At 47.1% G+C, this 26,482-nt stretch carries 21 protein-coding genes and 1 pseudogene; all 22 read left to right on the plus strand.

Features of this window, described 5'->3' with window-relative positions:
* The first annotated feature begins 2 nt into the window (after positions 1-2).
* Positions 3-1,039 (plus strand): annotated as a pseudogene (locus B0W44_RS10700) (IS30 family transposase).
* A 390-nt stretch (positions 1,040-1,429) separates the two neighbouring features.
* Entirely contained in the window at positions 1,430-2,752 is a 1,323-nt protein-coding gene (locus tag B0W44_RS10705; RefSeq protein WP_077718401.1) for an IS1380 family transposase, read from the plus strand.
* A gap of 433 nt (positions 2,753-3,185) precedes the next feature.
* Positions 3,186-4,802, plus strand: a complete 1,617-nt coding sequence (locus B0W44_RS10710; protein ID WP_077720026.1) for an ABC transporter substrate-binding protein — start codon at positions 3,186-3,188, stop codon at positions 4,800-4,802.
* Between the two features lie 35 nt (positions 4,803-4,837).
* Positions 4,838-5,776 (plus strand): ABC transporter permease, encoded by a 939-nt coding sequence (locus B0W44_RS10715; RefSeq protein WP_077720027.1) that lies wholly within the window; start codon positions 4,838-4,840, stop codon positions 5,774-5,776.
* The gene (locus tag B0W44_RS10720; RefSeq protein ID WP_077720028.1) at positions 5,777-6,670 is read left to right on the plus strand and encodes an ABC transporter permease; all 894 of its coding nucleotides are present in this window, start codon (positions 5,777-5,779) and stop codon (positions 6,668-6,670) included. It begins immediately after the preceding gene.
* Between the two features lie 29 nt (positions 6,671-6,699).
* A complete protein-coding gene (locus B0W44_RS10725; RefSeq protein ID WP_228441005.1) occupies positions 6,700-7,719 on the plus strand; it encodes an ABC transporter ATP-binding protein in 1,020 nt (339 codons plus the stop codon).
* Entirely contained in the window at positions 7,712-8,689 is a 978-nt protein-coding gene (locus tag B0W44_RS10730) for an ABC transporter ATP-binding protein (RefSeq protein ID WP_077720029.1), read from the plus strand. The genes B0W44_RS10725 and B0W44_RS10730 overlap by 8 nt, the downstream gene beginning before the upstream one ends.
* Positions 8,690-8,711: 22 nt before the next feature.
* Positions 8,712-9,656, plus strand: coding sequence for a DUF1177 domain-containing protein (locus B0W44_RS10735; RefSeq protein WP_077720030.1), 945 nt, complete (start codon positions 8,712-8,714; stop codon positions 9,654-9,656).
* Positions 9,653-10,924, plus strand: a complete 1,272-nt coding sequence (locus tag B0W44_RS10740; RefSeq protein WP_077720031.1) for a M20 family metallopeptidase — start codon at positions 9,653-9,655, stop codon at positions 10,922-10,924. The genes B0W44_RS10735 and B0W44_RS10740 overlap by 4 nt, the downstream gene beginning before the upstream one ends.
* Positions 10,925-10,983: 59 nt before the next feature.
* A complete protein-coding gene (locus tag B0W44_RS10745; protein WP_077720032.1) occupies positions 10,984-11,760 on the plus strand; it encodes an IclR family transcriptional regulator in 777 nt (258 codons plus the stop codon).
* A gap of 94 nt (positions 11,761-11,854) precedes the next feature.
* Positions 11,855-12,754 (plus strand): aminopeptidase, encoded by a 900-nt coding sequence (locus tag B0W44_RS10750; RefSeq protein ID WP_077721352.1) that lies wholly within the window; start codon positions 11,855-11,857, stop codon positions 12,752-12,754.
* Between the two features lie 176 nt (positions 12,755-12,930).
* On the plus strand, positions 12,931-14,265 hold the full coding sequence (locus tag B0W44_RS10755; RefSeq protein ID WP_077720033.1) for a sugar ABC transporter substrate-binding protein: 1,335 nt from the start codon (positions 12,931-12,933) through the stop codon (positions 14,263-14,265).
* Between the two features lie 63 nt (positions 14,266-14,328).
* The gene (locus tag B0W44_RS10760; protein WP_077720034.1) at positions 14,329-15,249 is read left to right on the plus strand and encodes a carbohydrate ABC transporter permease; all 921 of its coding nucleotides are present in this window, start codon (positions 14,329-14,331) and stop codon (positions 15,247-15,249) included.
* 1 nt (position 15,250) lies between these two features.
* The gene (locus B0W44_RS10765; protein WP_077720035.1) at positions 15,251-16,096 is read left to right on the plus strand and encodes a carbohydrate ABC transporter permease; all 846 of its coding nucleotides are present in this window, start codon (positions 15,251-15,253) and stop codon (positions 16,094-16,096) included.
* Positions 16,093-17,382 carry a CehA/McbA family metallohydrolase gene (locus B0W44_RS10770; RefSeq protein WP_077720036.1) on the plus strand — a complete coding sequence of 430 codons (1,290 nt, stop codon included), beginning with the start codon at positions 16,093-16,095 and terminating at the stop codon, positions 17,380-17,382. The genes B0W44_RS10765 and B0W44_RS10770 overlap by 4 nt, the downstream gene beginning before the upstream one ends.
* A 9-nt stretch (positions 17,383-17,391) precedes the next feature.
* Entirely contained in the window at positions 17,392-18,411 is a 1,020-nt protein-coding gene (locus tag B0W44_RS10775; RefSeq protein ID WP_077720037.1) for a LacI family DNA-binding transcriptional regulator, read from the plus strand.
* A 26-nt stretch (positions 18,412-18,437) separates the two neighbouring features.
* On the plus strand, positions 18,438-21,080 hold the full coding sequence (locus B0W44_RS10780; RefSeq protein ID WP_077720038.1) for a DUF5054 domain-containing protein: 2,643 nt from the start codon (positions 18,438-18,440) through the stop codon (positions 21,078-21,080).
* Positions 21,077-22,012 (plus strand): aldo/keto reductase, encoded by a 936-nt coding sequence (locus B0W44_RS10785; RefSeq protein WP_077720039.1) that lies wholly within the window; start codon positions 21,077-21,079, stop codon positions 22,010-22,012. Before B0W44_RS10780 ends, B0W44_RS10785 begins: the two co-directional genes overlap by 4 nt.
* A gap of 16 nt (positions 22,013-22,028) precedes the next feature.
* Complete coding sequence (gene iolE / locus B0W44_RS10790) at positions 22,029-22,931, plus strand: myo-inosose-2 dehydratase (RefSeq protein WP_077720040.1); 903 nt, start codon at positions 22,029-22,031, stop codon at positions 22,929-22,931.
* 112 nt (positions 22,932-23,043) lie between these two features.
* Complete coding sequence (locus tag B0W44_RS10795) at positions 23,044-24,267, plus strand: MFS transporter (protein ID WP_077720041.1); 1,224 nt, start codon at positions 23,044-23,046, stop codon at positions 24,265-24,267.
* 61 nt (positions 24,268-24,328) lie between these two features.
* Positions 24,329-25,348 (plus strand): inositol 2-dehydrogenase, encoded by a 1,020-nt coding sequence (gene iolG / locus B0W44_RS10800; protein ID WP_077720042.1) that lies wholly within the window; start codon positions 24,329-24,331, stop codon positions 25,346-25,348.
* A 59-nt stretch (positions 25,349-25,407) separates the two neighbouring features.
* Positions 25,408-26,418, plus strand: coding sequence for a LacI family DNA-binding transcriptional regulator (locus tag B0W44_RS10805; RefSeq protein ID WP_077720043.1), 1,011 nt, complete (start codon positions 25,408-25,410; stop codon positions 26,416-26,418).
* The last annotated feature ends 64 nt before the right edge of the window (positions 26,419-26,482 follow it).

Consider the following 26,482-nt stretch of genomic DNA (forward strand, 5'->3'; position numbering starts at 1 on the left):
CGATGGCTCACTCCCATGATAACACAAAGGAGCGTACCTTTTCACATCTCACGCCTTATGACCGCGGGCGAATTAATGCCCTTCGTGGCGAAGGAAAAACCTTACAAGAAATTGCAGATGTGATTGGATGCCATAAGTCGACCATCTCTCGCGAATTGAAACGCGGCACCGTCACACAACGGAAATCGGATCTCACGGAATATCAAACGTATTTCCCTGAAACGGGACAAGCCGTTTACGAGAAGAATCGTTCCCGTTGTGGTGCGAAGTACAAACTTATGAAAGCCACTGCATTTATCCATTTCGCCGTGAAAAAGATGCAACTGGACCATTGGTCTCCCGATGCCGTCTGCGGTTATGTGAAGGCCAATCAGTTATTTGAAGCCACGGTGTGTACCAAGACCTTGTACCATTACATTGATCTTGGCCTGCTGCCGGTGAAGAATATCGATCTCCCCCTAAAGGTCACGCGACAGACGAAAAAGAAGCGCATAAGACAGCACAAAAAGATTCTAGGAGCCAGCATTGAAGAACGACCCGCTCACATTGAGGAGCGCCAGGAATTTGGCCATTGGGAAATCGACACCGTGCTAGGAAATCGTAAGAAAGGGGCAGCCCTTCTGACATTGACTGAACGGAAGACCCGTAAAGAACACATCCTCAAGATCAGACAGAAGACCGTGGAAAGCGTCCATAACGCGGTCCAATCACTCAAAAGCCTTTACGGGGACAGGTTCTCCTCTGTCTTCAAAACCATTACCTCAGACAATGGTTCGGAATTCAGTGAACTCACACAGACAGTTCACCAAGATGGTGTAGCGGTTTATTACACGCATCCCTACACATCCTGTGAACGGGGAACAAATGAACGTCATAACGGCCTTATCCGGCGGTTCATACCGAAAGGAAAAGCCTTGGAGGAGATCGATGACACCCTCATACACTATGTGGAGAACTGGTGTAACACGCTCCCCCGAAAAATCTTAAGATACCAGGCCCAAATGATCAGTTCGCTGAAGAAATCAAGAGGGTTGGTTAGTCCAAGCCTAGTAACGGAAGACGGAACCTGTAACTGAAAACCACTGGCGACGGCTTGACATGGGGCCCCGGCGGACATGACTTCTCGCGATTGGGCGATGTTGGCAAGGCAAATCGCTTGGCTAACCCAGCCTATCATGCCCGCTGCCCCATATAAAGCCTACAAAATGGGTATATCGTAACGGTTACCATATAATGGTATTAAATTTTGTTGCATTTAATATTGCCCTGAATTATTCATATAGCTGAACTTAAAATATCAAAAAGCGCGTCATACCAGGCCATTAAAAGCATTCCACCTTTTCACCCAATGGGTGAAAAATAGAAATGGAGCCCAACCTTTGGTATTGTAAAAGTGACCAAAACCAATACAAACCAAGGAGGCTCCCTTATGCATAGTGTAAACGAGCAGACCATGCATTTCAACAAAAGTGTGAAAGTCAATTTTGAAGGTGGAAACCTGACCTCAGATGCCGGTTGGTTACTGTATAAAGAATTTGATGAAAAAATCGGGCTCAGTCAAGCGATCACGGATCACCTCAATGTGAATGATCCAAACCGTCATCACATCCATTTTAACGATGACGTCATCATCCAAAAGATCTATCAGCACATTGCCGGGTATCATGCGGATGATCATGCCGATGAATTACGTCATGAACCTGTGTTGACCACCATTTTGGGTAAAGAAGTCCTGGCTTCTCAACCGACCATTTCCCGGCTAAATCAGAAATTGGATAAGGAAACGATGAAGCAGTTGCAATCGGTCAATTCACTGATGCAAAAACGAGTCGATATCATCCAACCCAAGGAAAACATCATGATGGATCTGGACTCGACCAACTTGGCCACCTATGGTGAACAGCATGGATCCGCCTTTAACACGCATTATCAAGCCCAGGGTTACCATCCCCTGATGATGTTTGATGGACTGACTGGAGATTGTCTCAAAGCAGAACTGCGCGCTGGTCATGTGTACACATCCCGGCAAGTCGTCCGCTTTGTCGGCCCTGAAATCAAGCGATATCGGAAGCAAAGTCCATGGGCAACGCTATGCATACGCGGGGACAGCGGTTTTGCCATCCCGGCTCTCTATCAATTGGCGGAAACACATGATGTCCACTATGTGATCCGCTTAAAAGCAAACAACGTGTTGAAACAAAAAGCACAGCCATTTGAAGATGAACTCTGGAAACAGTTTGATCTGAACACGACAGAAGCCAAGGTGTTTTACACATCATTTGACTACCAGGCACGTGCTTGGGATAAGCCGCGTCGTGTGGTGGTCAAGATGGAGAAACCGGAAGGTGAGCTTTTCTTCACCTACACCTTCATCGTGACCAACATGGGGCTCTCACCCAAAAACATCGTCAAGCTTTATGCGAACCGTGGCACGATGGAAAACTTTATCAAAGAAGCCAAGAACGGCTTTGCTTTCGATCAGATGAGCAGTCCATCGTTTTACAGCAACGCCACAAAGCTGCAACTCATGGTGCTCGCCTATAACTTCAACAACTGGTTTCGTCGACTGTGTCTACCCAGAACGATGAACAAAAATCGTATCGACAACATCCGTTTGAAGTTGCTTAAGATCGCGGGAAAGCTGGTTCGTTCAGGCAGATATCTGACATTTAAACTGTGCAGCAGTTGTCTGTATCAAAAGGCTTATTGGCAGACTTTACGAACCATCCATCACCTCCCACGGTTTGGTTGAATGAGATGATATTAGAAAAGTCAATCTCATAGCATTCACATTGACCACAGGATCAGTGTGCCCTTTTACAGCCGATTATGAAAGCTAGCGTATGACTTCCTGCTGTTTTTCCAGTAGATTAGGTAATATATTTGAGAAAACATCTAGGGAAACCAAAAACTTACAAAAATCAGGCTTGAAACTGGTTTTTAAAACATTTGAGACGCGGTTATGAATAATTCAGGATTGCAATTTAAGCAAGGGTTTTTAAAAACTGTCAACAATGAATTTATATTTACATTGGTTGTCCAGTTTGCTATAATATTACTAATAATTTCATTTAATGAATTAATGTTGCATTATATGAACCAAATAGCAAGAGGGAGGAGGCATGTTAATAAAACGAACCCTTTTATATATCTAAATCTTAAAAAAGTGGGAAGGAGAAAATGCATTGACTTCATATTTCGTTAAATATCGTGTATTGTTGTCTGTTTTACTTATTTTTTCTTTAATATTCACAGCTTGCGGAGGAGGCGGCGATACATCGTCGTCCGAAGAGAACAATGCGGAATCGACTGACAGTAACAGCGAGCCGAAAGATGGCGGCGAGCTGAGAGTGGCCCTTTCAGCCCAACCGATGACATTAGACCCCATTGCGTATACGGGTGTTTATGAATCCAACGTGATCAAAAGCATTGCCGACACACTCGTTATTTACAGCAACGATTTGAGTGAAATCGAACCGTCTCTCGCGACCGACTGGGAAATTTCTGATGACTTAAAGACTTACACGTTTGAATTGAGAGACGACGTTTATTTTCAACCGGGTGAATATCAAGACGGGCGTCAAATGACTGCTGAAGATGTAAAATACAGCTTGGAACGCTCGGCCAAGGAATCCGCCATGAATCGGTTGCGCATGGTGGAAAAAGTGGAAGTCATTGACGATTTCAAAGTAAAAGTTCACCTAAAAGAGCCTAACTCCACTCTTCTGGCTGTATTGACCGATGCAGGTAACGTGATTGTTCCTAAAGAAGAGGTCGAAGGATGGGGAGACAAATTCGGTCAACATTTGGTAGGGACAGGCCCCTTTACACTCAGTGAGTGGAAACAAGATGATGAAATTAAGTTGTCCAGACACGAAAAATACTGGGGACCGAAACCGCATCTCGATTCCTTAGTGTGGACAGCCATTACAGATCAGAGCACGATGGCAAACGCTCTTCGTTCGGGAGACATTGATATCGCAACAGATGTCAAAGGTCAAAACCGCGCAGTCATTGAGCAGGAAGAAAATCTAACATTGCTGACAGTTCCCGGATTATCCATTGAGTATATCGGCATGAACATGCAAGAAGGCCCGACGAAAGACATTCGTGTCAGAAAAGCGATTAATATGGCTACCGATGTTGATGCTTTGGTAAAAGGTGTCTATCAATGGGGGGGTGCCGAAGCGTCCAAATTACCGTTGCCGAAAGGTTCATGGGGATATGATGAATCATTAGAAGTAGAAGTGCCGGAATACGACCCGGAAAAGGCGAAAGAACTGCTTGCTGAGGCCGGTTATCCGGACGGTTTCGACACGGAGCTATACGTGATCGAATCGCGTGTACCGCATGCCACCATCTTCCAGCAACAGATGAAAGAAAACTTGAACATCAACGTCGAGATCAAATCTGTTGAATGGGGAACGTTCAGTGACATTGCCTCCAAGGGAGACGCACCTTTGTATGCGATGGGTTGGACATGGTATCCGGATCCGGACTTCTTCTTGTACCAGATGTTTCACAGCGATCAAATCGGATCATTAGGAAACGGGTACGGGTATGACAATCCTGAAGTGGACGAGCTGTTGAATCGGGCGACACAAGAAACAGCAGACCAAGATGAACGTGCACAATTGTACGCTGAGGCGTTGGAACGCATTGTTAAGGATGTTCCTCGCGTCGAACTGACTAATGTGGAAATTGCGGCTGCCATTCAAAATAAAGTAAAAGACTTCAACGTTATGGCGGACAACTCGTTCATCATTGTCAACCCGAACAACAACGTTTGGATTGATGAATAAGCACATCCTCGTGAAATGGTGAGGAGGGAACCGGTTTGCTGAAAGTCATCGTTAAACGGATGATAGACATGGTTCCGACTTTGTTCGTTGTGGCGACAGTTGTTTTTCTCATTACGCGCATTATTCCTGGGGACCCGGCGGCCGTTATGCTGGGTCCGCAGGCTTCTGTCGAAGCGGTGGAAGACATGCGGGAGCAACTGGGCCTTAATGAACCGATCTATCTCCAATTTTTTAATTACATTCTCGACTTGTTGCGCGGTGACCTCGGGACATCGATCTATTACAAGGAACACGTCACCTCGCTCATAATGGAGCGTTTTCCGAACACGGTCATCCTGTCAGCCTGTGCTCTCCTTATAGCCCTCGGGATCGGGATTCCCGCAGGTATTGTATCGGCAACAAAACAATACTCGGTTTACGATTATTCTCTCATGTTTTTATCTTTGGTCGGCGTATCGATGCCGATATTCTGGCTCGGCGTCATGCTGGTTTTGCTGTTCAGTGTCAACTTAGGTTGGTTTCCCGCAACAGGTATGGGATCATTCAAACATCTCATTTTGCCAAGTATCACACTTGCCACCATTCCAATGGCTACGTTTGCCCGTATCACCCGTTCCAGCATGCTTGAAGTCGTACGGCAGGATTACATTAAAACGGCGCGCGCGAAAGGCTTGAGAGAAATCATTGTCATTTGGAAGCACGCGTTAAAAAATGCCGCCGGACCGTTATTAACAGTCATGGGCTTGCAAATATCGATGATGCTCGGAGGTGCCGTCTTAACCGAGACCATTTTTAACTGGCCGGGGATGGGGCGCTTAATTATTGATGCGATTGAAAAACGCGACTTCATGGTCGTACAAGGAACGATCTTGTTTATTGCGATTATTTTTGTCCTGGTCAACTTGATCGTTGATTTACTTTATATGGTCATTAACCCACGTGTGAAACTGGTGAAGGAAAAAGGAGGGAGCTAGATGAACGGCGCAGATGTGCAAGCTTCACCGAACGCGGCTCAGGTAACGAAGAAAAGCCGTAAGGAAAGCAGTGTATGGCGTCGATTGTTACGCAATAAGCTGGCCGTTATCGGTTTGCTTATTATCGCCGGGATGATCATCACAGCCGTATTCGCTCCCCTCATCGCCACTCATGATCCCAACAGCATGGGAGGTTTGCCACTCTTAAAACCCGGAACGGACGGGCATCTACTCGGCACGGACAACTACGGACGCGATGTGTTCAGCCGAATTGTTTACGGAGCACAAATCTCACTCGTTGTCGGTGTTTTGGCTGTTTGTTTGGGAGGCATCGTCGGGACGTTACTCGGTCTCACTGCCGGTTACTACGGAGGTAAGCTCGATGCAGTCATTATGCGGGCAATGGATGGTCTGTTTGCGTTCCCCTTTATCTTACTGGCTATCGCTTTAATGACGGTTATGGGGCAAGGGTTGATTAACGTTATTATAGCGATTGGGATTGCCAACATACCCGGATTTGCGCGTATCGTACGTGGTGAGGTACTCAGTGTGAAAGAAGAAGAGTACATTGAAGTCACACGCTCCCTAGGTGCGAGAGATGACCGGATCGTGTTCGGGCACATTTTACCGAACTGCATGGCTCCGATTATTGTATACGCCACGATGAATATTGCCGGAGCGATCATTTCCGAGGCGGCTCTCAGTTTTTTGGGCGTAGGTGTTCAACCTCCGACTGCTTCATGGGGGAGTATTTTGAAGGATGGAAAAGATTTTCTCGTCCTTTCACCGCACATGGCCACATTTTCAGGGATGGCGATTCTATTGTCAGTCCTCGGGTTTAACTTATTCGGTGACGGATTGCGTGACGCTCTGGATCCTAAAATGAAAAACTAGGGTGATCGAAGGAAACGAGGTGATGGGACTTGGTGCACGAAGATGTTTTATTGCGTGTGAAAGATTTGGAAGTGCATTTTCGCACCTCTTCCAGTGTGGTAAAAGCGGTGGGCGGCGTCACCTTTGACGTTAAACGAGGGGAAACAATCGGGATTGTCGGAGAATCCGGTTCAGGTAAAAGTGTCACCGCAACGTCAATACTCGGGCTTATTCCTTCTCCTCCCGGTAAAATTGTAGGAGGGAGCATTTTATACGAAGGAAAAGACCTGACAAAGTTATCGAATAAAGAAATGCGCCGCATTCGCGGTAACGAAATTTCGATGATTTTCCAGGACCCAATGACGTCGTTAAATCCCGTTTTTAAAGTGGGTAACCAGCTCACTGAAGTCATTAAGCTCCACCAAAAGGTGAAAAAAAAAGAAGCCGAACGGCGCGCGGTTGAAATGCTGCGATTGGTCGGCATCCCTGAACCGGAGCGGAGAATGCAGGAATATCCCCATGAGTTTTCCGGCGGTATGCGCCAGCGTGCCATGATCGCGATCGCTCTTTCGTGTAATCCGAAATTACTCATAGCCGACGAACCGACAACCGCATTAGACGTGACCGTTCAGGCACAAATACTTGAACTGATGAAAGATCTGCAGCAAAAAATGAACACATCCATTATAATGATCACGCACGACTTGGGTGTTGTATGGGAAGTTTGTAAACGCGTCATCGTCATGTATGCCGGAAACATCGTCGAATACACGTTTGCCGATCAGCTGTACGACAATCCGCTTCACCCGTACACGTGGGGATTGCTGAACTCGCAAGTGACGGGAAATGCGAAAAGCAGAGGAACATTGATTTCCATCCCGGGTAACCCGCCGGATTTGCGGGAGGAAATGGTCGGTTGCCCGTTTGCCGCGCGTTGTCCGTATGCCGAAGAGAAGTGCTTTAAGGAAAAACCGCCGTTGATCGAAGTGGAACCCGGCCATTTAACGGCTTGCCACTTCCAAACGAAAAGTGCGCGCCTTGAACGGAAGGAGGGCGGTCAGAATGGGTGAAGCCATTTTAGAGGTTCGCCATTTGAAAAAGTATTTTCCGATAAGAAATAAAGTGTTTTCTTCCAAACCGACCGGATATGTCCGCGCGGTGGATGATGTCAGCTTTGATGTGTACCAAGGTGAGACGCTCGGAATCGTCGGTGAATCGGGCTGCGGCAAATCGACAACGGCCAGGCTCGTCAATCAATTGATCCGCCCTACGGAAGGTTCTGTCCTGTTTAAAGGTCAGGATCTCGCTTCATTAAAGGCAAAAGAAATACGGCAAGCACGCAAATCCATTCAAATGGTTTTTCAAAATCCGTACGCTTCACTTGATCCGCGAAAAACGGTCAAACATTTGATCATGGAACCGCTTCTGATCCACCGGGTCGGGACGAAAAAAGAACGGGAAAAGAAAGTAGATGAACTGCTGGAAGTGGTAGGGCTCGCTTCATACCACGGGGAACGCTATCCGCACGAATTCAGCGGCGGCCAGCGGCAACGTATCAATATCGCGCGCGCCCTTGCCCTCAATCCCGACTTGGTCATCTGTGACGAACCAGTATCGGCGCTCGATGTGTCCATTCAGGCACAAGTGATCAATCTGCTTAAAGATTTACAAAAGGAATTTCAGTTAACATACATGTTCATTTCCCATGATTTGGGTGTGGTGGAATACGTGAGTGACCGTATTGCGGTCATGTACCTGGGAAAAATTGTCGAACTCGGCACGTACGAAGATATTTACCAAAGGCCGCAACACCCGTACACACGTGCTTTGCTGTCAGCTGTACCGAAGCAGAATCCGAAAGAAAATAAAGAGCGCATCGTGCTGTCGGGTGATGTGCCGAGCCCGATCAACCCGCCGTCCGGATGTCCGTTTCACACGCGCTGTCCTTTTGTCGTCGAAAAGTGCAGGACGGAACGTCCGACATTTCAAGACTACCGCAAAGGTCATACCGTTGCTTGTCATCGAATGGGAGAAATATAAACAGTAGTTAGGAGATTGCACCATGTCGTTAAAACACGTTTTGGAAGTCTATGATTTGTTAGACAACATCGAAGCGATTGAATCCGTGAAAAAGTACTTTTCAGGTCTTGATTCTTCTCGTGTCGAATTTCAAACCGTTCAAGGAGAAAAAGGATCGACCGACTTTGTCAAAGTTCTCATCCCCGGAAAAAACGGGAAAAGCAGTGGGGGATCGGCACCTACTTTAGGGATCATCGGCCGCCTGGGAGGGATCGGTGCACGTCCGGAACAGCTCGGGTTCGTCTCCGATGGAGACGGTGCACTCGCCTGTCTGTCCGCTGCCGCCAAGCTGGCAGACATGAGAAAGAAAGGCGATGTGTTAGAAGGAGATGTCCTGCTCACCACCCACGTGTGTCCGACTGCCCCGACTCTCCCTCACGATCCTGTTCCGTTTATGGATTCGCCGGTTGACATTGCCACAATGAACCGGTACGAAGTGTCGGAGGAAATGGATGCGATTCTGTCGATCGATACGACAAAAGGAAACGTCGTTGTGAGCCACAACGGGTTTGCGATTACCCCGACGGTGAAAGAAGGTTACATCCTGCGCATCAGCAACGATTTACTCGAGATGATGCAGCAAACGACCGGCCGGATGCCGGTGACGTTGCCGATTACCGTTCAAGACATCACACCATACGGTAACGGTCTGTATCACATTAACAGTATCTTACAGCCGTGTGTGGCGACAAAGAGCCCTGTCGTCGGGGTGGCGATAACGACAGAGGTGGCGGTAGCCGGATGTGCGACCGGTGCGACACACTTGACACACGTTGAACAGGTCGTACGCTTTGTGATCGAAGTCGCTAAATTGTACGGTTTAAATAAATGTTCGTTCTATGATGCACGGGAGTTTGAATTGTTACAGAAACTGTACGGCAGTATGAATCATTTGCAAACATTGGGTCGCGAGGTGAGTTCGTCGTGAGCGAACAAACTGAGCGGCTGAAAGCTGCGGCTGTTCAGGCGGTCGAAGACCATCGGGAAGAACTGATTGAACTGTGCTCACGGTTATTGCAGTTCCCGAGTGAGAATCCTCCCGGGAACTCCACACCGATCAGCCGTTACCTTGAGCGGTACTTGTCAAGAGCGGGAATCGAAACAGAATGGCATGAAGCGGGAGAAAACATGTGGAACTTAATTTCCCGCATCGGGGAACCGGGTGGCAAAACGCTTATTTACTGCGGGCACACGGATGTTGTACCGGCGGGAGACCGTTCAAAATGGGCATTCGATCCTTTTTCCGGTGAAGTAAAGGACGGGTGGCTTCACGGCCGCGGAGCCAGTGATATGAAAGGGGGGCTGGCGGGGGTTATTTTCGCCGTTTCTCTTTTGAAACGTTTAAAGATTGAGTTGCCGGGAGAACTCGTCCTCGCCATTGTTCCCGATGAGGAAACCGGCGGAGAACACGGCGTGCCGTGGCTGTTGGAGCGGGGCTTGGTTAAAGGCGACGGTTGTCTCATTGCCGAGCCGTCCTCCCCACTCAACCCGACACTCGGACAGAAAGGATCGTGCTGGTTTAAACTGACGGTGAAAGGAAAAGCGGGGCACGGAAGTCTGGCCCCGGTCTCAGGAGTCAATGCGATCGTCGATGCGATGAAAGCTGTTGAACGCATCCGCAAAGTTTGGGACTTACCTGTTCAAATCCCTGAAGAAGTGAAGCCGATTATCGAAGTGTCCAAGAAGTATGTCGATGAAAATGAAAACTCTGTAGCACGCGACATATTTGAACGTATTTCTTGTAATATCGGAACAATTGCAGGAGGAACAAAGTCGAACGTCGTGCCCGACACATGTACCGTTGAAGTAGACTGCCGTTTACCGTTTGGTGCGACCCAAGATGATGTACTGAACTTCGTGCGTGAACAACTGGACGAATTGAATATCGATTATGAGATCGAGCCGTTCGGCTTTCAAAGCACAGCCAATTACACTCCGCCGGAGAACCCGATTTGCCGTGCAGTGGTCGACAACATTTCTTACGTAACGGGAGATCAAGCGTACGGCGTCATGCAGTGGGCGAGCAGCGATGCACGCCACTTCAGAGCATACGGCATCCCGGTCTTACAATACGGACCGGCCTACTTGCCGAGCATCCACAATTTTAATGAGAAAGTGCGCGTTGAAGACGTCGTGCGTTGTGCGAAAGTTTATGTAGCGGCTGCTATAGATTTCCTATGTGAACAGGAGTCTTAAGATTTATGGCGAATAAAAATAACAAGTATTGTTCTTAAACTCAAAAGGGGAATCGCAGCATGTTAAAAACAGTTGACCAATCTCTCAAAATACTGGGGTATTTTACAAAAGAAAAACCTTTATGGGGTGCGAGGGAACTCGCAAAAGAATGCGGCATGAACCATGCGACCGTATACCGTATTCTGGCTACCCTTGAATCGAACCGGTTTTTAGTGAAGGATATAGAAACGAAGAAGTACGCATTGGGAATTCGCTTATGGGAATTGGGCTTAGTGATGTACGACAACTTGAAGCTGTCACAATTGATACGCCCTATTTTAAAACAGTTAATGATCGATACCGGGGAGTCTATTTTTTTGACAGGACTGGACGGGAATGAGGCCATAACCCTTGATGCGATGGAACCCGATAACAAAGTGAGGTATTCCGTTTCCATCGGCAGCAGGGTCCCGCTTTACGCGGGAGCCTCTTACCGTTCCATTCTGGCCTTTCTGCCGGAAGAAAAGATAGAAGAAGTATTGAGCGGAGAATTGAAAGCCCATACCCCAACGTCGATAACCGAACCGGAGATTCTACGTCAAAAACTTGCCGAGATTCGCGAGAACGGGTGGGCACGCAGTGAAGGAGAGTACACGAGGGACGTTACGGCAATCGCTGTTCCGCTGTTAGGGCAGAGCGGGAAAGTCGTCGGTTCCCTGACAGTGGCCGGCCCGAAGTACCGCATGACGGAAGAAGGTATAAAACGCCATTTACACTTGTTGCAACAGGGACAAAAAGAAGTGACCGATGTGATGAAAAGGTATCAGTTAAACTTGAGCCGTTACTTCGATATATAAATCAAATACGTGTTCAATAAGGAAGTGTATTCATTTGGGACCAATCCAAACTAACGATAACACGGAAACAGCGAAAAAACTATTGCAGGTGAATATGGCGGCGAGGCCAGGGGAATCGTTGTTAGTCGTCACAGATACGATAAAAGAAGCGATCGGGCGGTCATTTATACTGGCGGGTAGAGAACTCGGGTTGGAAAGTGTTCACGTCAACATGTCGCCGCGCCAAAAGTCTGGAGAGGAGCCGCCGCTCATCGTGAGTGAAGCCATGCGAGCAGCTGACATCATCATGTGTGTAACGGAACATTCTTTAACACATACGAATGCCCGAAAACAAGCGGTTGCTGAAGGGGCGCGGTTGGCCACGATGCCGGGTCTGACCCTCGATATGCTGCATGAAGGTGCGATTACGGCAGATTATGATGAAGTACAATCGTTCACACAGTATGTCTCCACCTACCTGGACAAAGGGAAAGAAGTTGTCATTGAAAAAGAGGGCACTCGTCTCACATTTTCCATAGAAGGTCGTGATGCGATCAGCAGTACGGGCGTATTCAGGGAAAAATCGCAGTCCGGCAACCTGCCTTCTGGAGAAAGTTACATCGCACCGGTGGAAGGAACGGCGGAAGGGACGATCGTGATCGATCAATCGATCGCTGGGCTTGGCGTGGTGACAGACCCTGTCACTTTGACTATATCCGGGGGACGCTTGGTAAAAGCGAGTGGCGATAAGGGAGCCGAACTGTTGCAGTTGCTCGGGACTGGAGACGGGAGACTGCTGTGCGAGTTCGGCATTGGCACGAATAAAAGCGCACGTGTGACGGGCAACGTACTCGAGGACGAGAAAGTGTACAGTACCGTACACGTCGCATTCGGCAGCAACCGCACGTTCGGTGGAACGATCGATGCCGGTGTGCACATCGACTGCGTCGTCAGCGAACCGAATGTGTGGATCGACGGGATGTTCGTGATGGACGGCGGAAGATGGATGGGTTAATTTTTTGAAAAATCTATTGCGAAGATGATTTTGGGCAGCTATACTAAAAGAGGAAAGGGAAGCGCTTTCCCCTCTGTAAGAATTAAACCGGTTTAATATAAAAAGTAAAGCTTTGTGTGTAATATTTAAACCTAATTTTTAAACCGGTTTAATATTAAAAATAAGGAGGACGAAGAGTGAAACGATTTGCCGTGTTGTTTTTATCCATTTTTGTGATTTTAAGCGCTTGTGCTCAGGGAGGTGAAGAGACGAACTCTGCGACATCTGAAGGACATTCCGAGCCTGTACAGGAACCAGATCGTGATTTAGTCGCAGAAGGTTTGCCTGCATTCAATGAAGAAGTTGCTTCCTTACCTGAAACGACGTTGGATGTTTGGCTTGCGGCGGATTACGCTGAAGAAGCCCCCATACAAGATGCCATAGCAGAATTTTCTGAAGTCTATCCTCATATCAAAGTTAACACGAGAGGAATTGAGTGGGGGGAAATGATCAACCAGATTAGACTCGCAGTCACTGGGGGATCGCCGCCGGATATGGCACATCAACACGCTTTTGCGATGGGGGCTCAAGGGTTGGCGGAACCTGTTGACGATCTATGGGAGAAGTGGGGAGAAGAAGAAACGTTTGTCCCGGGCGCCATTGAAGATGTCGTTTGGAAAGGGAAAAAATACGGTGTTCCCCTTGACATCAATACGACATTTTACTTGTACAACAAAAAGTTGTTTGAAGAAAACGGAATAGGAGAGCCGCCTAACACGATGGATGAACTTTTGGAAGTTTCAAGGAAATTAACGGCAGATGACGGTTCGCGATACGGTTTTGTGAACAGTGCCAGCGCCTGGAATTTATACGGACACGTCGTTGCTGAAGGAGGAGAACTGTTAATAGAAGAAGGTGATACCCCACAAGTGAATTTAGACGGACCTATTGTGAAAGAAGTTGTGAAGAAGTATACAGAACTTTCAACGGTACATGAGGTCGCCCCCATTCCACCTGCTCAACAGCGCCAAACAGATCATCCTGTCGCCATGTTCGGAACAGGACGAGCTGCTTCGTTCGTTTCGGGACCTTTTGATCTTTCCCGTATTGAAAACGAGTTCCCTGACGTTTATGAAGATGTGGGAACAGCTGTCATACCGGGACCGGAGAAAGGTTCTACGATGGGAGGAGGCAGTTTGTTTGTACCGAAGGGCTCTGAGAACAAAGTTGCGGCTTTTGAATTGATGAAATGGTTTATTTCCGACAAGTACGCCATTCGACTGGCTGAAGAAATGGGACGTCATCCCGTTAAGACACATTTGTACGAAAATGAACTCTACCAGGACCCTTTGCTTCAACCGTTTATTGAAACGCTACAATACGCCAAACCTTATAAGTTGGAAGCATATCCCGAGGCGAACGACGCATGGAGTCAAGCAATACGAGATATTTTTAATGGAGCTGACGTTGAAAACACACTAGATCAAGCACAAAAAACCGCCGAGCAAGCGATTGACAAATCTTCCCACTAAAACAGAATAAGGGGTATACTTTGGCGAAGTGTACCCCTTTGTACTTCGTTTTGGGGTGAAAGTATGTTAAAAACGGCAAATGCAACATTGTCACACAATCGAAAGACTTTAAAATCAGACCAGAAGTGGAAAGACTATTTGACATCCTATTTGTTCCTCGTTCCTGCACTGAGCTTTTTATTCGTTTTTTCGATTGTACCTATCGTGTATTTGATTTGGCTTAGTTTACATCAGTACCAACTGCCCAATCCGCCGATTTTTTTAGGGTTGGACAATTTCCGGCAACTGATGGCCGACCACACATTTTTAAAAAGCGTTGTCAACACATCTGTTTATACCGTGGGTTCTATGACGGTTGGGCTCAGTGCCGCGTTGTTCATGGCCGTGTTGCTCTCTCTCAAGCTAAAAGGGTTCCGTTTTTTTAAAGTTTTGTACTTCCTTCCTACCGTGACGTCTGAAGTGATTACGGCGATGATTTTCCTCTGGATTTTAGACAACAATTTAGGCATCCTCAACTACGTTTTGCCCATCCTTGGTTTCGAAAATCCTCCGAACTGGCTGCAGGACCCTATATGGGCCATGATTGTTTTAATTCTGGTCGGAGCATGGCGCGGCGCTTCCTACAATACCCCGATTTTTCTGGCTGGTCTGGAAGGAATACCGAAAGATTATTACGAAGCGGCCGAATTAGATGGGGCTAGCGGGTGGCAGAAATTTTGGCACATCAGTATTCCTGGCATTGTTCCCATTCTGGTTTATTGCATGGTCATGTCGGTCATCGGATCTTTTCAAGTGATCGCGATCGTCGATGTCTTGACGAATGGGGGCCCGATGGACCGCACTTTAGTGGCAATTAAACACATTTGGCAACAGGCATTCGAGTTCAACCACGTCGGATACGGGGCTACGTTATCTCTCGTGCTTTTTCCCATTCTGTTCCTAGCGACCTGGCTCCAACTGAAGTTGTCATCACGGGGGGCTTAAAATGACGAAAACAGTGAATAAGGTGCTTATATACGCACTGATGACAGTCATCTTAACGGTGTTTGTCGGACCGTATATCTGGATGTTTGCAACGTCTGTCAAAAGCCAGGCCGATGTGTACGCCTGGCCGCCAAACATTATACCGACTGACATTCACTGGGAGAACTTTGTACGCATTTGGCAAGAGACGAATCTCCCTCGAGCGTTTTTGAATTCTGTTTTCGTATCGACGGCGGCGACGGCGATCAACGTGATTTTCTCATCGCTGGCAGCGTTTGCGTTTGCTCGCCTGGACTTTCCCGGCAAAAACAAACTGTTCATGGTTGTGCTCGCTACCATGATGGTGCCTGCGAGCTTGATGGTGATACCGTTGTTTTCCATGATGAGAAACGTGCCGTTTGCCGGGCCTGACGGATGGTTGAACAGTTATTTCGGTTTGATTTTGCCAGTGTCCGTAACAGGTTTTGCGATCTTTTTAATGAGGCAGTATTATCTCTCCATCCCGAAAGAATTGGACGATCAAGCGGCTATTGACGGGTGTAACAAATTCCAAATATACTGGAAAATTATTCTCCCTTTAAGCAAACCGGTGATCGGATTAGTCGTGGTGTTTAGTTTTTTGAGCCACTGGAACGAATACTTATGGCCGTTAACGGTAGCCCGATCGGATGAAATGTACACGATCCAAATTGCGCTCGCCTCGTTTCAAACCCAATACAATGTTGAATGGCCGCTTTTGATGGCGGGTGCCACCACCGCTGCTTTACCGATGATTCTCTTGTATTTCATGTTGCAACCTCTATTTGAAGAAAGTTTGAGTGGGCTGGGGAGAGGGGTGAAAGAGTGACAGACTCGCTCGTAGAAGTGACGTTATCGAAGAATTTGTCTTTACAGCATCAGGGGATGTATCTTTCGCTGCCGTTTGATGTGCCGGAACATGCAGAGGAAGTGTCTGTTCAACTCAACGTCGTTGGCAGCGGAGAAAACGTGGTAGACCTGGGTCTTGAGGACCCCTACGGTGTCAGAGGTTGGAGCGGCGGGGCGCGGACATCAGTTTTTGTAAGGGAAGACCGGGCGACTCCAGGGTACACTGTCGGTCCGCTTGCACCGGGCAAATGGAGTGTCATTCTGAATGCCTATCGCATTTGTTCTGACGGATGTACAGTAAACGTTTATATCAGAATCCAAAGAGAGGCCAACCGCTGGTATAAAGGAGATTTGCACCTTCATTCCCACCATAGCGACGGCGTTTATTCCATATCAGAAGTCGCTGCACACGTAAAAGAGGCGGGACTGGAGTTTATGGCTTTAACCGACCACAATACATTCAGCCAGAACGATTCGTATCCAACGGTTGAAGACCTTGTCATCATACCGGCAGTTGAGCTTACGACGAATCGGGGACACAGTAATTTCTACGGAGTCAAAAAGCCGTTTTCTGACTTTCGCTGTCAAACTGTGGAAGATGTGCAGCGTGTCATGAGAGAAGGAGAAGCAAACGGAGCTCTCATTTCGGTTAACCATCCCCATTGTGATAATTGTGGGTGGGATTGGGGTTTGGAACATTTTGCATTCCAGTTTGTTGAGATCTGGAACGGTGTGTGGAGTGAAGCGAACCGAAGAACACTCAACTGGTGGCAGGAACAACTGTGCCGAGGCAAGCGGATCATCGCCATCGGCGGAAGCGACAAACACGGTCCACACGAATCGATCCGATACGGTGTTCCGACAAATTGGGTCTTGGCAAAGTCGCACAGTCCCCGTGGAATACTAGAAGGTATGCGTGAAGGGAAAGTGTGTGTGAGTGCCCATCCAGGAGAATTGTTTGTTGATATAAACATTGATCAGACGCGGATGGGCGGTACACACTATGCGGACCAGCAGGATGAGACGCTCGATTTATGTTGTACGGTCTCTCAATTTGCGGAAGGGCTGTTGAAGATTATATCGTCAGAAGGAATATGGAAGGAAGTTGTGCTCGAGGCAAGACATTCGGAACTTCATTTCGAAGTAGATGCAAGAAAGTCCTTTTATCGTGTTGAAATTTGGGACAAAGATCAAAAACGGCCGTCACCTCTCGCAATCAGCAATCCGATATTTATTAAGACAAGGCAGTCAAGCTTATTTGAATAGGGTGAAGTTATGGCGAAAATTGATGATGTGGCTAAGTTGGCAAACGTGTCCAAAGGGACTGTGTCCAACGTTTTTGGAAGAAAGAGGCCGGTCAGTAAAGAAGTGAGAGAGCGCGTATTACAAGCGGCTAAACAGTTAAATTACACTCCTAACCATATTGCGCGCAGTTTAACGACGAAGCAGACGATGATCATCGGCTTGAAAATCCCGTATTCTAAACACCTGACACTCAGCAGTTTTCAACAGAACTTGATTAGCGGGGTTGTGACGGAGGCGTCGCTCTACAACTACAGAGTGCTGATCGATACATTAGCACAAGACAGTGTGGAGCTTCCCTATCTGACGACAGACCCAATTGACGGAGTGATTATTTTAGATCCAAAGCGAGAGGATGAGCGCATTGCACTTTTACACGAGCTAAATACACCTTTTGTTGTGATCGGAAAACCGCAAAACTCTAATGTAGAGAATGTCTCGTTTGTCAACAACAACAACGAAGAAATAGCTTTTGAAGTGTGTGACTTTCTCATTCAGCAAGGGCACGAAAAAATATTATTCCTCAACGCACCCGAGTGCGTGACAGTGTCACATGACCGAAAAAGGGGTTTTTTGCGGGCGTTTCACAAAAATCGTCTGCCTTGTTCGGAGCGTGACAATGTCTTTAAGAAAGACATGTTAGAAGACCCTGGGACTTACGGTTACGAAGCAACATTAACATACTTGGTGGATCAAGAGTACACGGCTGTGATTGCTGACACTGACAAAGTCGCCCTTGGAATTTTGCGGGCATTGAAAGAATTGGGAAAGGCGGTTCCCGATGACGTGTCCGTCATCGCTTTTAGCGATGATCCCGTCCTGTCGCAAGGTATTGATCCGCCACTGACTGCGGTAGATTTATTTGCATCCAAACTCGGCTCTGAAGCGGTCAAACTGTTGTTTTCCATTATGACGAAACAGGATGAGGTCGAACAGAGTGTCATTGTCCGCGCAAAGTTAAATGTGCGAAAATCAAGTGCCGTTCGAAAATAGAAAAATTGGGAGTTGGAGACCGTCTTATGCAGCAATTGGAAACGATATACGTCGTATTTAAAACGCACGTCGACATTGGGTTTACTGGATTAGTCAGAGAAGTTTTACACCATTACGAAACAGAGATGATCGACGATGTAATCAAGGTATGTGAAAACACACAAAAGTTTGGGAAAGACCATCAATACGTGTGGACGATGCCTGCGTGGCTGTTGCAGCACACGTTACAAAATATTTCTGAAAATCAGCGGGAACGGGTTGAACAATTGATAAAACAGGGTCAACTCGTGTGGCATGCACTTCCGTTTACCACACACACAGAATTTTGTGGGGTGGAAGAGTTTATCCGCGGTCTTCACTTTTCGAAACAGCTGGCAGATCGTTACGGTAAGCGAACTCCGATCTCGGCAAAAATGACGGATGTCCCTGGACATACGTGGATGCTTCCTTCCATTTTATACAAGGCGGGTGTGCGTTTTTTACACCTCGGATGTAATAGCTGTTCCACGCCTCCCGATGTACCGAGACTTTTTTACTGGGAAGGGCCTGACGGAAATCGAATACTGACTTTCTACTCCAAAGGGGGGTATGGGACAGATCTGTTACCTCCTGACGATTGGCCGTATCCGATATGGCTTGCCTTACAGCAGACTCATGACAATATAGGCCCCCAATCGGATGACATCGTGGAGAATGTTCTGTCTGAACTTCGACAAAAGGCACCCGGAGTAAAAGTTAAGTTCGGGACGATGGACGACTTCGCCCACGACTTCCTGAAGCGAAAAATGACGGACATCCCAATTATTAAGAAAGACCTAGCTGATACGTGGATTCACGGTATCGGAACGTATCCCCAGGAAGTGTCGGACATTCGCAGGTTAAGGACTGAATTGTCGTCGCTGGAGGCACTGATGTCAATAGAGCAATTGTGCAACGAGCACGGAAACCGTCATCGCAAAACCGCTTACACGGCCATCCAGAAAGCTTACGAACACGTGTTGTTGTTTGGGGAGCACACGTGGGGATTGGATATGAAGATTACTTTACTCCCGATGCGGAATGGAGAACGTGTGTACGAAAAAGACTTATTTTTACAAGATAAACAATCTGACAGCTACAAAAGGGCAGAGGCGTCCTGGGATGAGCAGCGATCTTACGTACAGCGTGCAGAAAAAGCTATAAGGGCCCTCCGGCCGTCCACGTCGGCTGACGATCGCTTCATCGGTATTTACAATCCGCTCCCTTGGACGCGACACGGAGAAGAAGTCGTTCTGGAATGTGGGCAGAACGGTTTTTTGGCGGACCTGGAAAACGGGGAAAGATACCCGCTCGTCAGGGATGGCAAGAGTCAAAAAGCCTTCGTCAACCGAATTCCGCCCGCGGGGTGGCGAGTTTTCAAGTTTGTCCCTGGGGAGACGGCCATTTGCAGTGAAGCAAAAGAATTGGCTAAAAAAACGGATACGCAGGTGGTTTTAGAGAACCGTTGGATTACAGTGCGAATTGATCGCCGTAGTGGGGCAATTGTAAGTTTCTACGACAAGGAAAGGGAGAAGGAGTGGGTGGACGACGGGGCAAGCCTTGAGTTTGGTGACTACCAGTACAGCGTATACGGAAAAGAAGATATTTTGCGGTTCATGAAAGACTACGCTTACGACCTCACAGATTGGTATGTTCATGACTTTGGCAAAGCCGGTTATCCCAGAATAAAAAGAAAAGTCTTCGGTGCCAAATTGAAACGCATCGACATTGAAAACAGGTGGAATCAGTGCCGCGTGATCATTACGAAAGAAGTAGCCCGGGAAAGTTACGAAGCATACGGAAACGCCAAAACGTTACACATGATTCTCTCCTTAAAAACGGATCAAAAAGGCGTAGACGTTCAATACCGGTTGTGCGATAAGCAAGAGACCCCGTTTTTGGAGGCCGGACACTTCGTGTTTCCGCTGAAGACGCGACGCCCCCAGTATTGTCTGCAAAAAATGGGGAGTGTGATAGATCCGGTAACTGACATTCTGGAACAGGCCAATCAGCGACTGCATTGTTGTGATCAATGGGTGGATGTACAGGACGGTGAACACGGCATCGGATTCATACCACTAGATACCCCGCTCCTTTCCATAGGGGAAGCAGGAATCCTTCAATATTCGAAGACGTATGTCCCGGAACAATCGACACTGTTTTTCAACGCCTTTAACAACCAGTGGGGCACTAATTTTCCGCAATGGATGGGCGGGGACTATACGTTTAAATACCGCATTGTTTTGCACGGCGGTAATTGGAAGAAAGGAAATGTGTGGAAAGCAGCCGCTGAGACGAGACATTCTTTAACTGCTGTGCCCGTCGATCCGAAATTGTCAGAGTCCTTTTCACATGGTCTGCTGAATCGGGACGTAGAAGGCATTGCCATTTTGGCATTTAAGCCGTCAGATGACGACGGGAATTACATTTTGCGATTTCAAGATTTGCTGGGAGAAAAGCGTTTCATTACACTCACGTTTCAAAACGCTTTACGTAAAGCCTCTGAGTGCGATTTATTGGAAAGGGAACAAGGCGATCTGCAACGCCATCTTCGTAATCTTGATCATTCACTCATTACGGAAATAAAGCCTTACGAAATCAAAACATTGAAGCTGAAATTTAGACGTTCAAAAGGGGAGGAGGAAAGTTGAAACACTTTCAAATATCGGGACTGGATCAGCGAGTGTCAGAGTTAATTTTGGGGACCGCAACATTTCATCCCTCCAATATTGAGGAAATGAGCGGCGTATTGGATGAATACATCCGTTTGGGCGGTAACATACTGGACACTGCCCAAAATTATGGAGCAGGAGACAGTGAAAATGCGATCGGGATGTGGTTGAACGAGCGGAAAAACCGCCAGGACATCCTCATTTTGACAAAAGGGGGTCATCCGGATGAAAACGGGCCCCGCGTGAACGCGGAAGCGATCAAGTACGACCTTTTCGGCAGTTTGCAAAGGTTGCAAACAGACTACATCGATCTGTATCTGCTGCATCGAGATGATCCTGCTGTACCAGTTGAACCGATCGTCGAAGCGCTAAATGAACATGTTGAACAAGGGTTGATAAAGGCAATCGGGGTTTCAAACTGGTCATGCGAAAGAATTCAGGAAGCCAACAATTACGCCCACGCACATGGCCTTGTCGGATTTTCGTGCAGCAGTCCCCATTTGAGTCTGGCTGAGCCCGTGGAACCGATGTGGCCAGGCTGTGTATTTGCCGACAAAGGAACGCGAAGCTGGCATGAAGTTACACAATTCCCTCTGTTATCGTGGTCGGCTCTTGCGGGTGGTTTTTTTACTGGGCGTTTTTCGCCAGGGAGAAGAGACCATCCTGACATCGTGAGGGTTTACTACAGCGACGAGAACTGGGAGAGATATCGCCGCGCTGAACAATTGGCATTGAAAAAAGGGTGTCGCACTTTGCACATCGCCCTGGCATACGTATTGCGTCAACCATTTCCGGTTGGAGGTATCATCGGTCCGCGAAGGGTGGAGGAATTACAATCCAGCTTTGAAGCAACACGCATTCCATTGAGTCCGGAAGAAATGCGTTGGCTGAATTTAGAGGAAGCGAGCTGAACGGGAGGTATCTGCCGTGAACGTGAAGTTAGGTATTTCCGCGATCAACTGGTTGAACGAAGACCGACACTTATTTAAAGATTTGTACACTGGCGAAGAAGTGCTATCTGAAATGTCAAAACTTGGCTTCGAAGGAACAGAAATGAGCCGGGCATTTCCCAGAAGTGTCCATGAATTAAAAGCATTGTTGTCAAGCAAGGGACTGTCCCTCGCTTCCGGATGGAAATCGGTATTATTCAGTGATCCGTCTCGCCGCCAAACTGAAATGAAAGCTTATCGCGAGCATGTCGATTTCTTAAAAGCGATGGGCTGTAAACACGTAGTAACTTGCGAAATCCGGAATCAGTTTACGGGACCGGACCGATCAAAGATGGTGTCGCTATCAGATGAGGAATGGAAGTATATGGTGGATGGGCTCCATGAGGCCGGGCGTTATTGCCGGGAGAACGGGATGGAGCTCGTTTACCACTTTCACGGAGAAACGGTCGTGGAAACGCCTGAAGAGATTCATAAACTCGTCGAGATGACGGATCCGGAACACGTACACCTGTTGTATGATACGGGACATGCCTACTACGGTGGCAGTGATCCGTTAGAACTTCTCAAAACGTATTACGACAGGATCCGGTACATTCATTTAAAAGACGTTCGTCAAGACGTCCTCAATTGGACGCGCCTTTATCGTGTCAAGTTTTCCCACGCGGTAAAAAAAGGGATTTTTACCGTCCCCGGTGACGGTTGCATCGACTTTATTCCAATTTTTCAAAAATTAATCGAGCGCCAGTACGAGGGATGGCTCGTGATTGAAGCGGAACAAAACCCGCTTACAGCCAATCCCTTTGCGTATGCCTTCAAGGGAAAGCAGTATATCGAGGAGGTAATTGAAAAAGTGCGACAGCAAACAGATCTGTCAGACTAGAGAAGACGTGTACTCAGTTTCTTGGATTGAACTCTTTCATTTAATCGGTTTATAATCAACGTTAAGCGCTTAATGTTACATTAATAAACTCAATAGGACCGGTTGAGTTTGCATGAAGGGGAATGGCTTCTTGGACACGACACGTAGCAAGAATCGTATTTCGATTCGCGACCATATTGTGTTTATTTCGGTAACCTTTGTTTATTGGTTTTCCATGTACATTTACGTTCCTGTTTTGCCGACATACTTAGAATCGTTGGGGGCAACGTACACGTTCATCGGTATCGTTCTAGGCAGCTACGGCGTCATGCAAGTTCTCATTCGCCTCCCTATTGGCATTTTTTCCGACCTGATGAAGGCGCGCCGTCCTTTTATCATTCTCGGCCTTGTTACAAGTGTGTTAAGTTGTGTTGGTTTTGTTTTGTCTGATGGATTGGGTTGGGCGCTGGGATTTCGGACGCTTTCAGGCGTTGCGGCATCCACTTGGGTGACGTTTACGGTTTTGTATTCCAACTTCTTTTCTAAAGAAGGAAGCACGCAATCTATGAGTATCATGCAATTTGTGACGGTTACGGCCCAGGTGATCAGTATGGGCGTCAGTGGCGTTCTAGTCAAACGTTGGGGGTTGGAGTTTCCGTTTTTAATTGGTGGGATTCTAGGCTTCATGGGTTTAGCCCTATCTTTTTTTATCAAGGAACCTGTCGGAGACGAAGCGAAATCCTTGATGCGCATGAAAGATGTACCTAAGGTTGTGCGCAATCCCCTGTTGGTGAAAGTTTCCCTTCTATCCGCGTTTGCCCATTGTGTACTATTCATCACGGTTTTCGGATATACAACTCCCTATGCTCTAAATCTTGGTGTGGAAGAAGGCGAGCTGGGCTATATTTCGTTTGCGTTTTTAATTCCCCATGCCATTGCGTCCTTATTTTCCGGAAGGAAGATTGTCCCCGTTTTAGGTCAGTGGATGACTTTAACGATCGGATTTTTAGGGAGTGCTGTTTTTACTTGTATGATTCCGTTGGTGGATCATTACGGATGGCTGTGTCTTACACAGTCTTTTAACGGCTTTTTTCTCGGCTTAACGTTTCCCCTTTTGCTGAGTATGGCCATCCAATCAGTTCCCCGTGAGAAACAGGCGACAGCGATGGGATTCTATCAGTCTGTCTTCGCCGCCGGAATTTTTTTAGGTCCTTTTTTGGCTGGGGTGTTGAACCATATGTTTGGCCTGAAAGGAGGGTTTTTCCTAGCCGCTACTTTAGGGTTCATAGCGGTGGGAATATCTTATGTCGAGAGAAATAATTTCAAATACAGTGTTGACAACGACGTAAAAGCGTAATACAATCTCAATTAAAGTTAAGCGCTTAACATACAAAGAAAAAGATGAAAGGTTGCCTCATATGCCGAACGAAATCCGTTGTGCAGTTCTTGGATTGGGAAGATTAGGCTACTGGCACTCTGAGAATCTCGCTAGAAGGGTGAATGGTGCCAAGTTAGTAGCCGTGGCAGATCCTTTAGAAGGTAGAGCGAAGCAAGTTGCCCAGGCATTAGACGTTCCGAAATGGTTTGAAAACCCGGATGAAGTGTTCCGTGATCCAGAAATTGACGCAGTAGCAATTGTGACTCCAACTTCGACACATGCGGACATGATCAAAAAAGCGGCTGCTCATTCGAAACATATCTTTGTTGAGAAGCCGATTACGCAGACGTTAGAAGAAGCTGACGAAGTGATCGAAGTGATCCAGGACCATAACGTCATTTGTCAGGTTGGGTTTATGAGAAGGTTTGACCCCAATTACGTTGAAGCTAAACGAAGGATTGAAGCCGGTGATATCGGGAAGCCCATTTATTTTAAAGGGATTACCCGAGATGGGAACACTCCGCCGCCAGACTTTATCAAAAACAGCGGAGGACTGTACTTAGATTTTTCTATTCATGACTACGATACAGCCCGCTTCTTGTTAGGAGCTGAAGTGATATCGGTTACAGCGCTGGGCAGTGTGGTGGAGAATGATTACGTGGCGGAATTTAACGACGTGGATCAAGCGTTGACCTATTTAACGTTTGATTCCGGAGCGGCAGCTGATATCGAAGCGAGTAGAAATGCAAAGTACGGCTACGACATCAGGGCTGAAGTTATTGGGACAGAAGGCGCTATTCAAATCGGGTCGATGCAGCACCACGATATAAAGATACTTAAAAATAACGGCAGCACCCATGATGTTTTTCCAGACTTTCCGTCACAATTTAAAGATGCGTACTTGAATGAGATGACGGTGTTTATTGAATGCCTGAGAAACAACGAAAAGCCTGCAGTTGATGAGATTGACGGCAAAATCGCTTTAGAAATTGCTGTATCTGCCACAAAGTCTTACCAGACAGGAAGTAAGGTCCTGCTGGAACCTCTCAAACATGTTTGACTGTTAAATTAAGCGCTTAATAAGGTTATTCATGTTTTTGATGAGAAGGAAGGCAAGCAATGAAACCGACGATCTACGATGTGGCTAAGAAAGCGGGAGTATCAATAGCAACCGTTTCAAAAGTGATGAACAATCAGCCGGTTAGGAAAAAAACGAGAGAAAAAGTGTTAGAGGCGATGGAAGAGCTTGACTACAAGCCAAACATACTGGCATCAGCCTTAATGGGGAAGCGGACGTCCACGATCGGGTTCTTATTACCGGATATAGCGAACCCTTTCGTGGCTGAAATGGCGCGAAGAGTAGAAGATCGCGCGCATGAAAAAGGATATAATCTCGTCATTTGTAGTACCGACTTTGATCGAGAAAAAGAAGCGCTTTACGTTTCGTTGTTAAATCAAAAAAGTGTTGACGGGTTTATTTTGGCTGGTGATTTTAAAAATGAAGACGTTCTGAAAAGTTTGCTTGAGGAACACATACCGGTAGTGCTTCTCGCCGCATCCCATCCGTCATTATTGGTTAACAGCGTAAGAGTGGACGATTTTATCGGGGGATATGAAGTTGCTTCCCACCTGATATCGCTTGGTCACAAAAAAATAGCTGTTATTGGTGAGGATGCGACCAGCAGTAAGGAGCGGATTCGTGGATTCAAGCAGGCTTTACAGGAAAATGAAATGAATTTACGAGACGAAATGGTTGTTATAGGTGGCTCTAGTTCGGAAGATGCGGAACTATCAGCAGCGAAATTACTGGCTGACCCAGAACCGCCGACAGCCATATTTGCTTGCAACGACATACTGTCTATGGGTGTCATTCTTGCTGCGAGAGGAAGAGATATCAGGATTCCCGATGATCTTTCCATTGTCGGGTTTGACAATACCCTTTTATCTATGAACAGTGATCCTCCATTGACCACTGTTGAACAACCGATCCAGGATATGTGTTCTCAAGCTGTTGATTTACTTATAGAGGAGATCGAAGGCAAAAGTAAAACAAAGCAACGCATTATAATGATGCCACGTCTCATTATCCGCAATTCCACGAGCGAGTATCGAGCGGAGGATGACGCCTAAATTTAATTGTAGGCTCATTATAAAGCGCTTAATGAAATCGGTTCCTTATAACAAAAGGGAGTGA

The sequence above is a fragment of the Novibacillus thermophilus genome, from assembly GCF_002005165.1.
In the GTDB taxonomy this organism is placed as follows: Bacteria; Bacillota; Bacilli; order Thermoactinomycetales; family Novibacillaceae; genus Novibacillus; species Novibacillus thermophilus.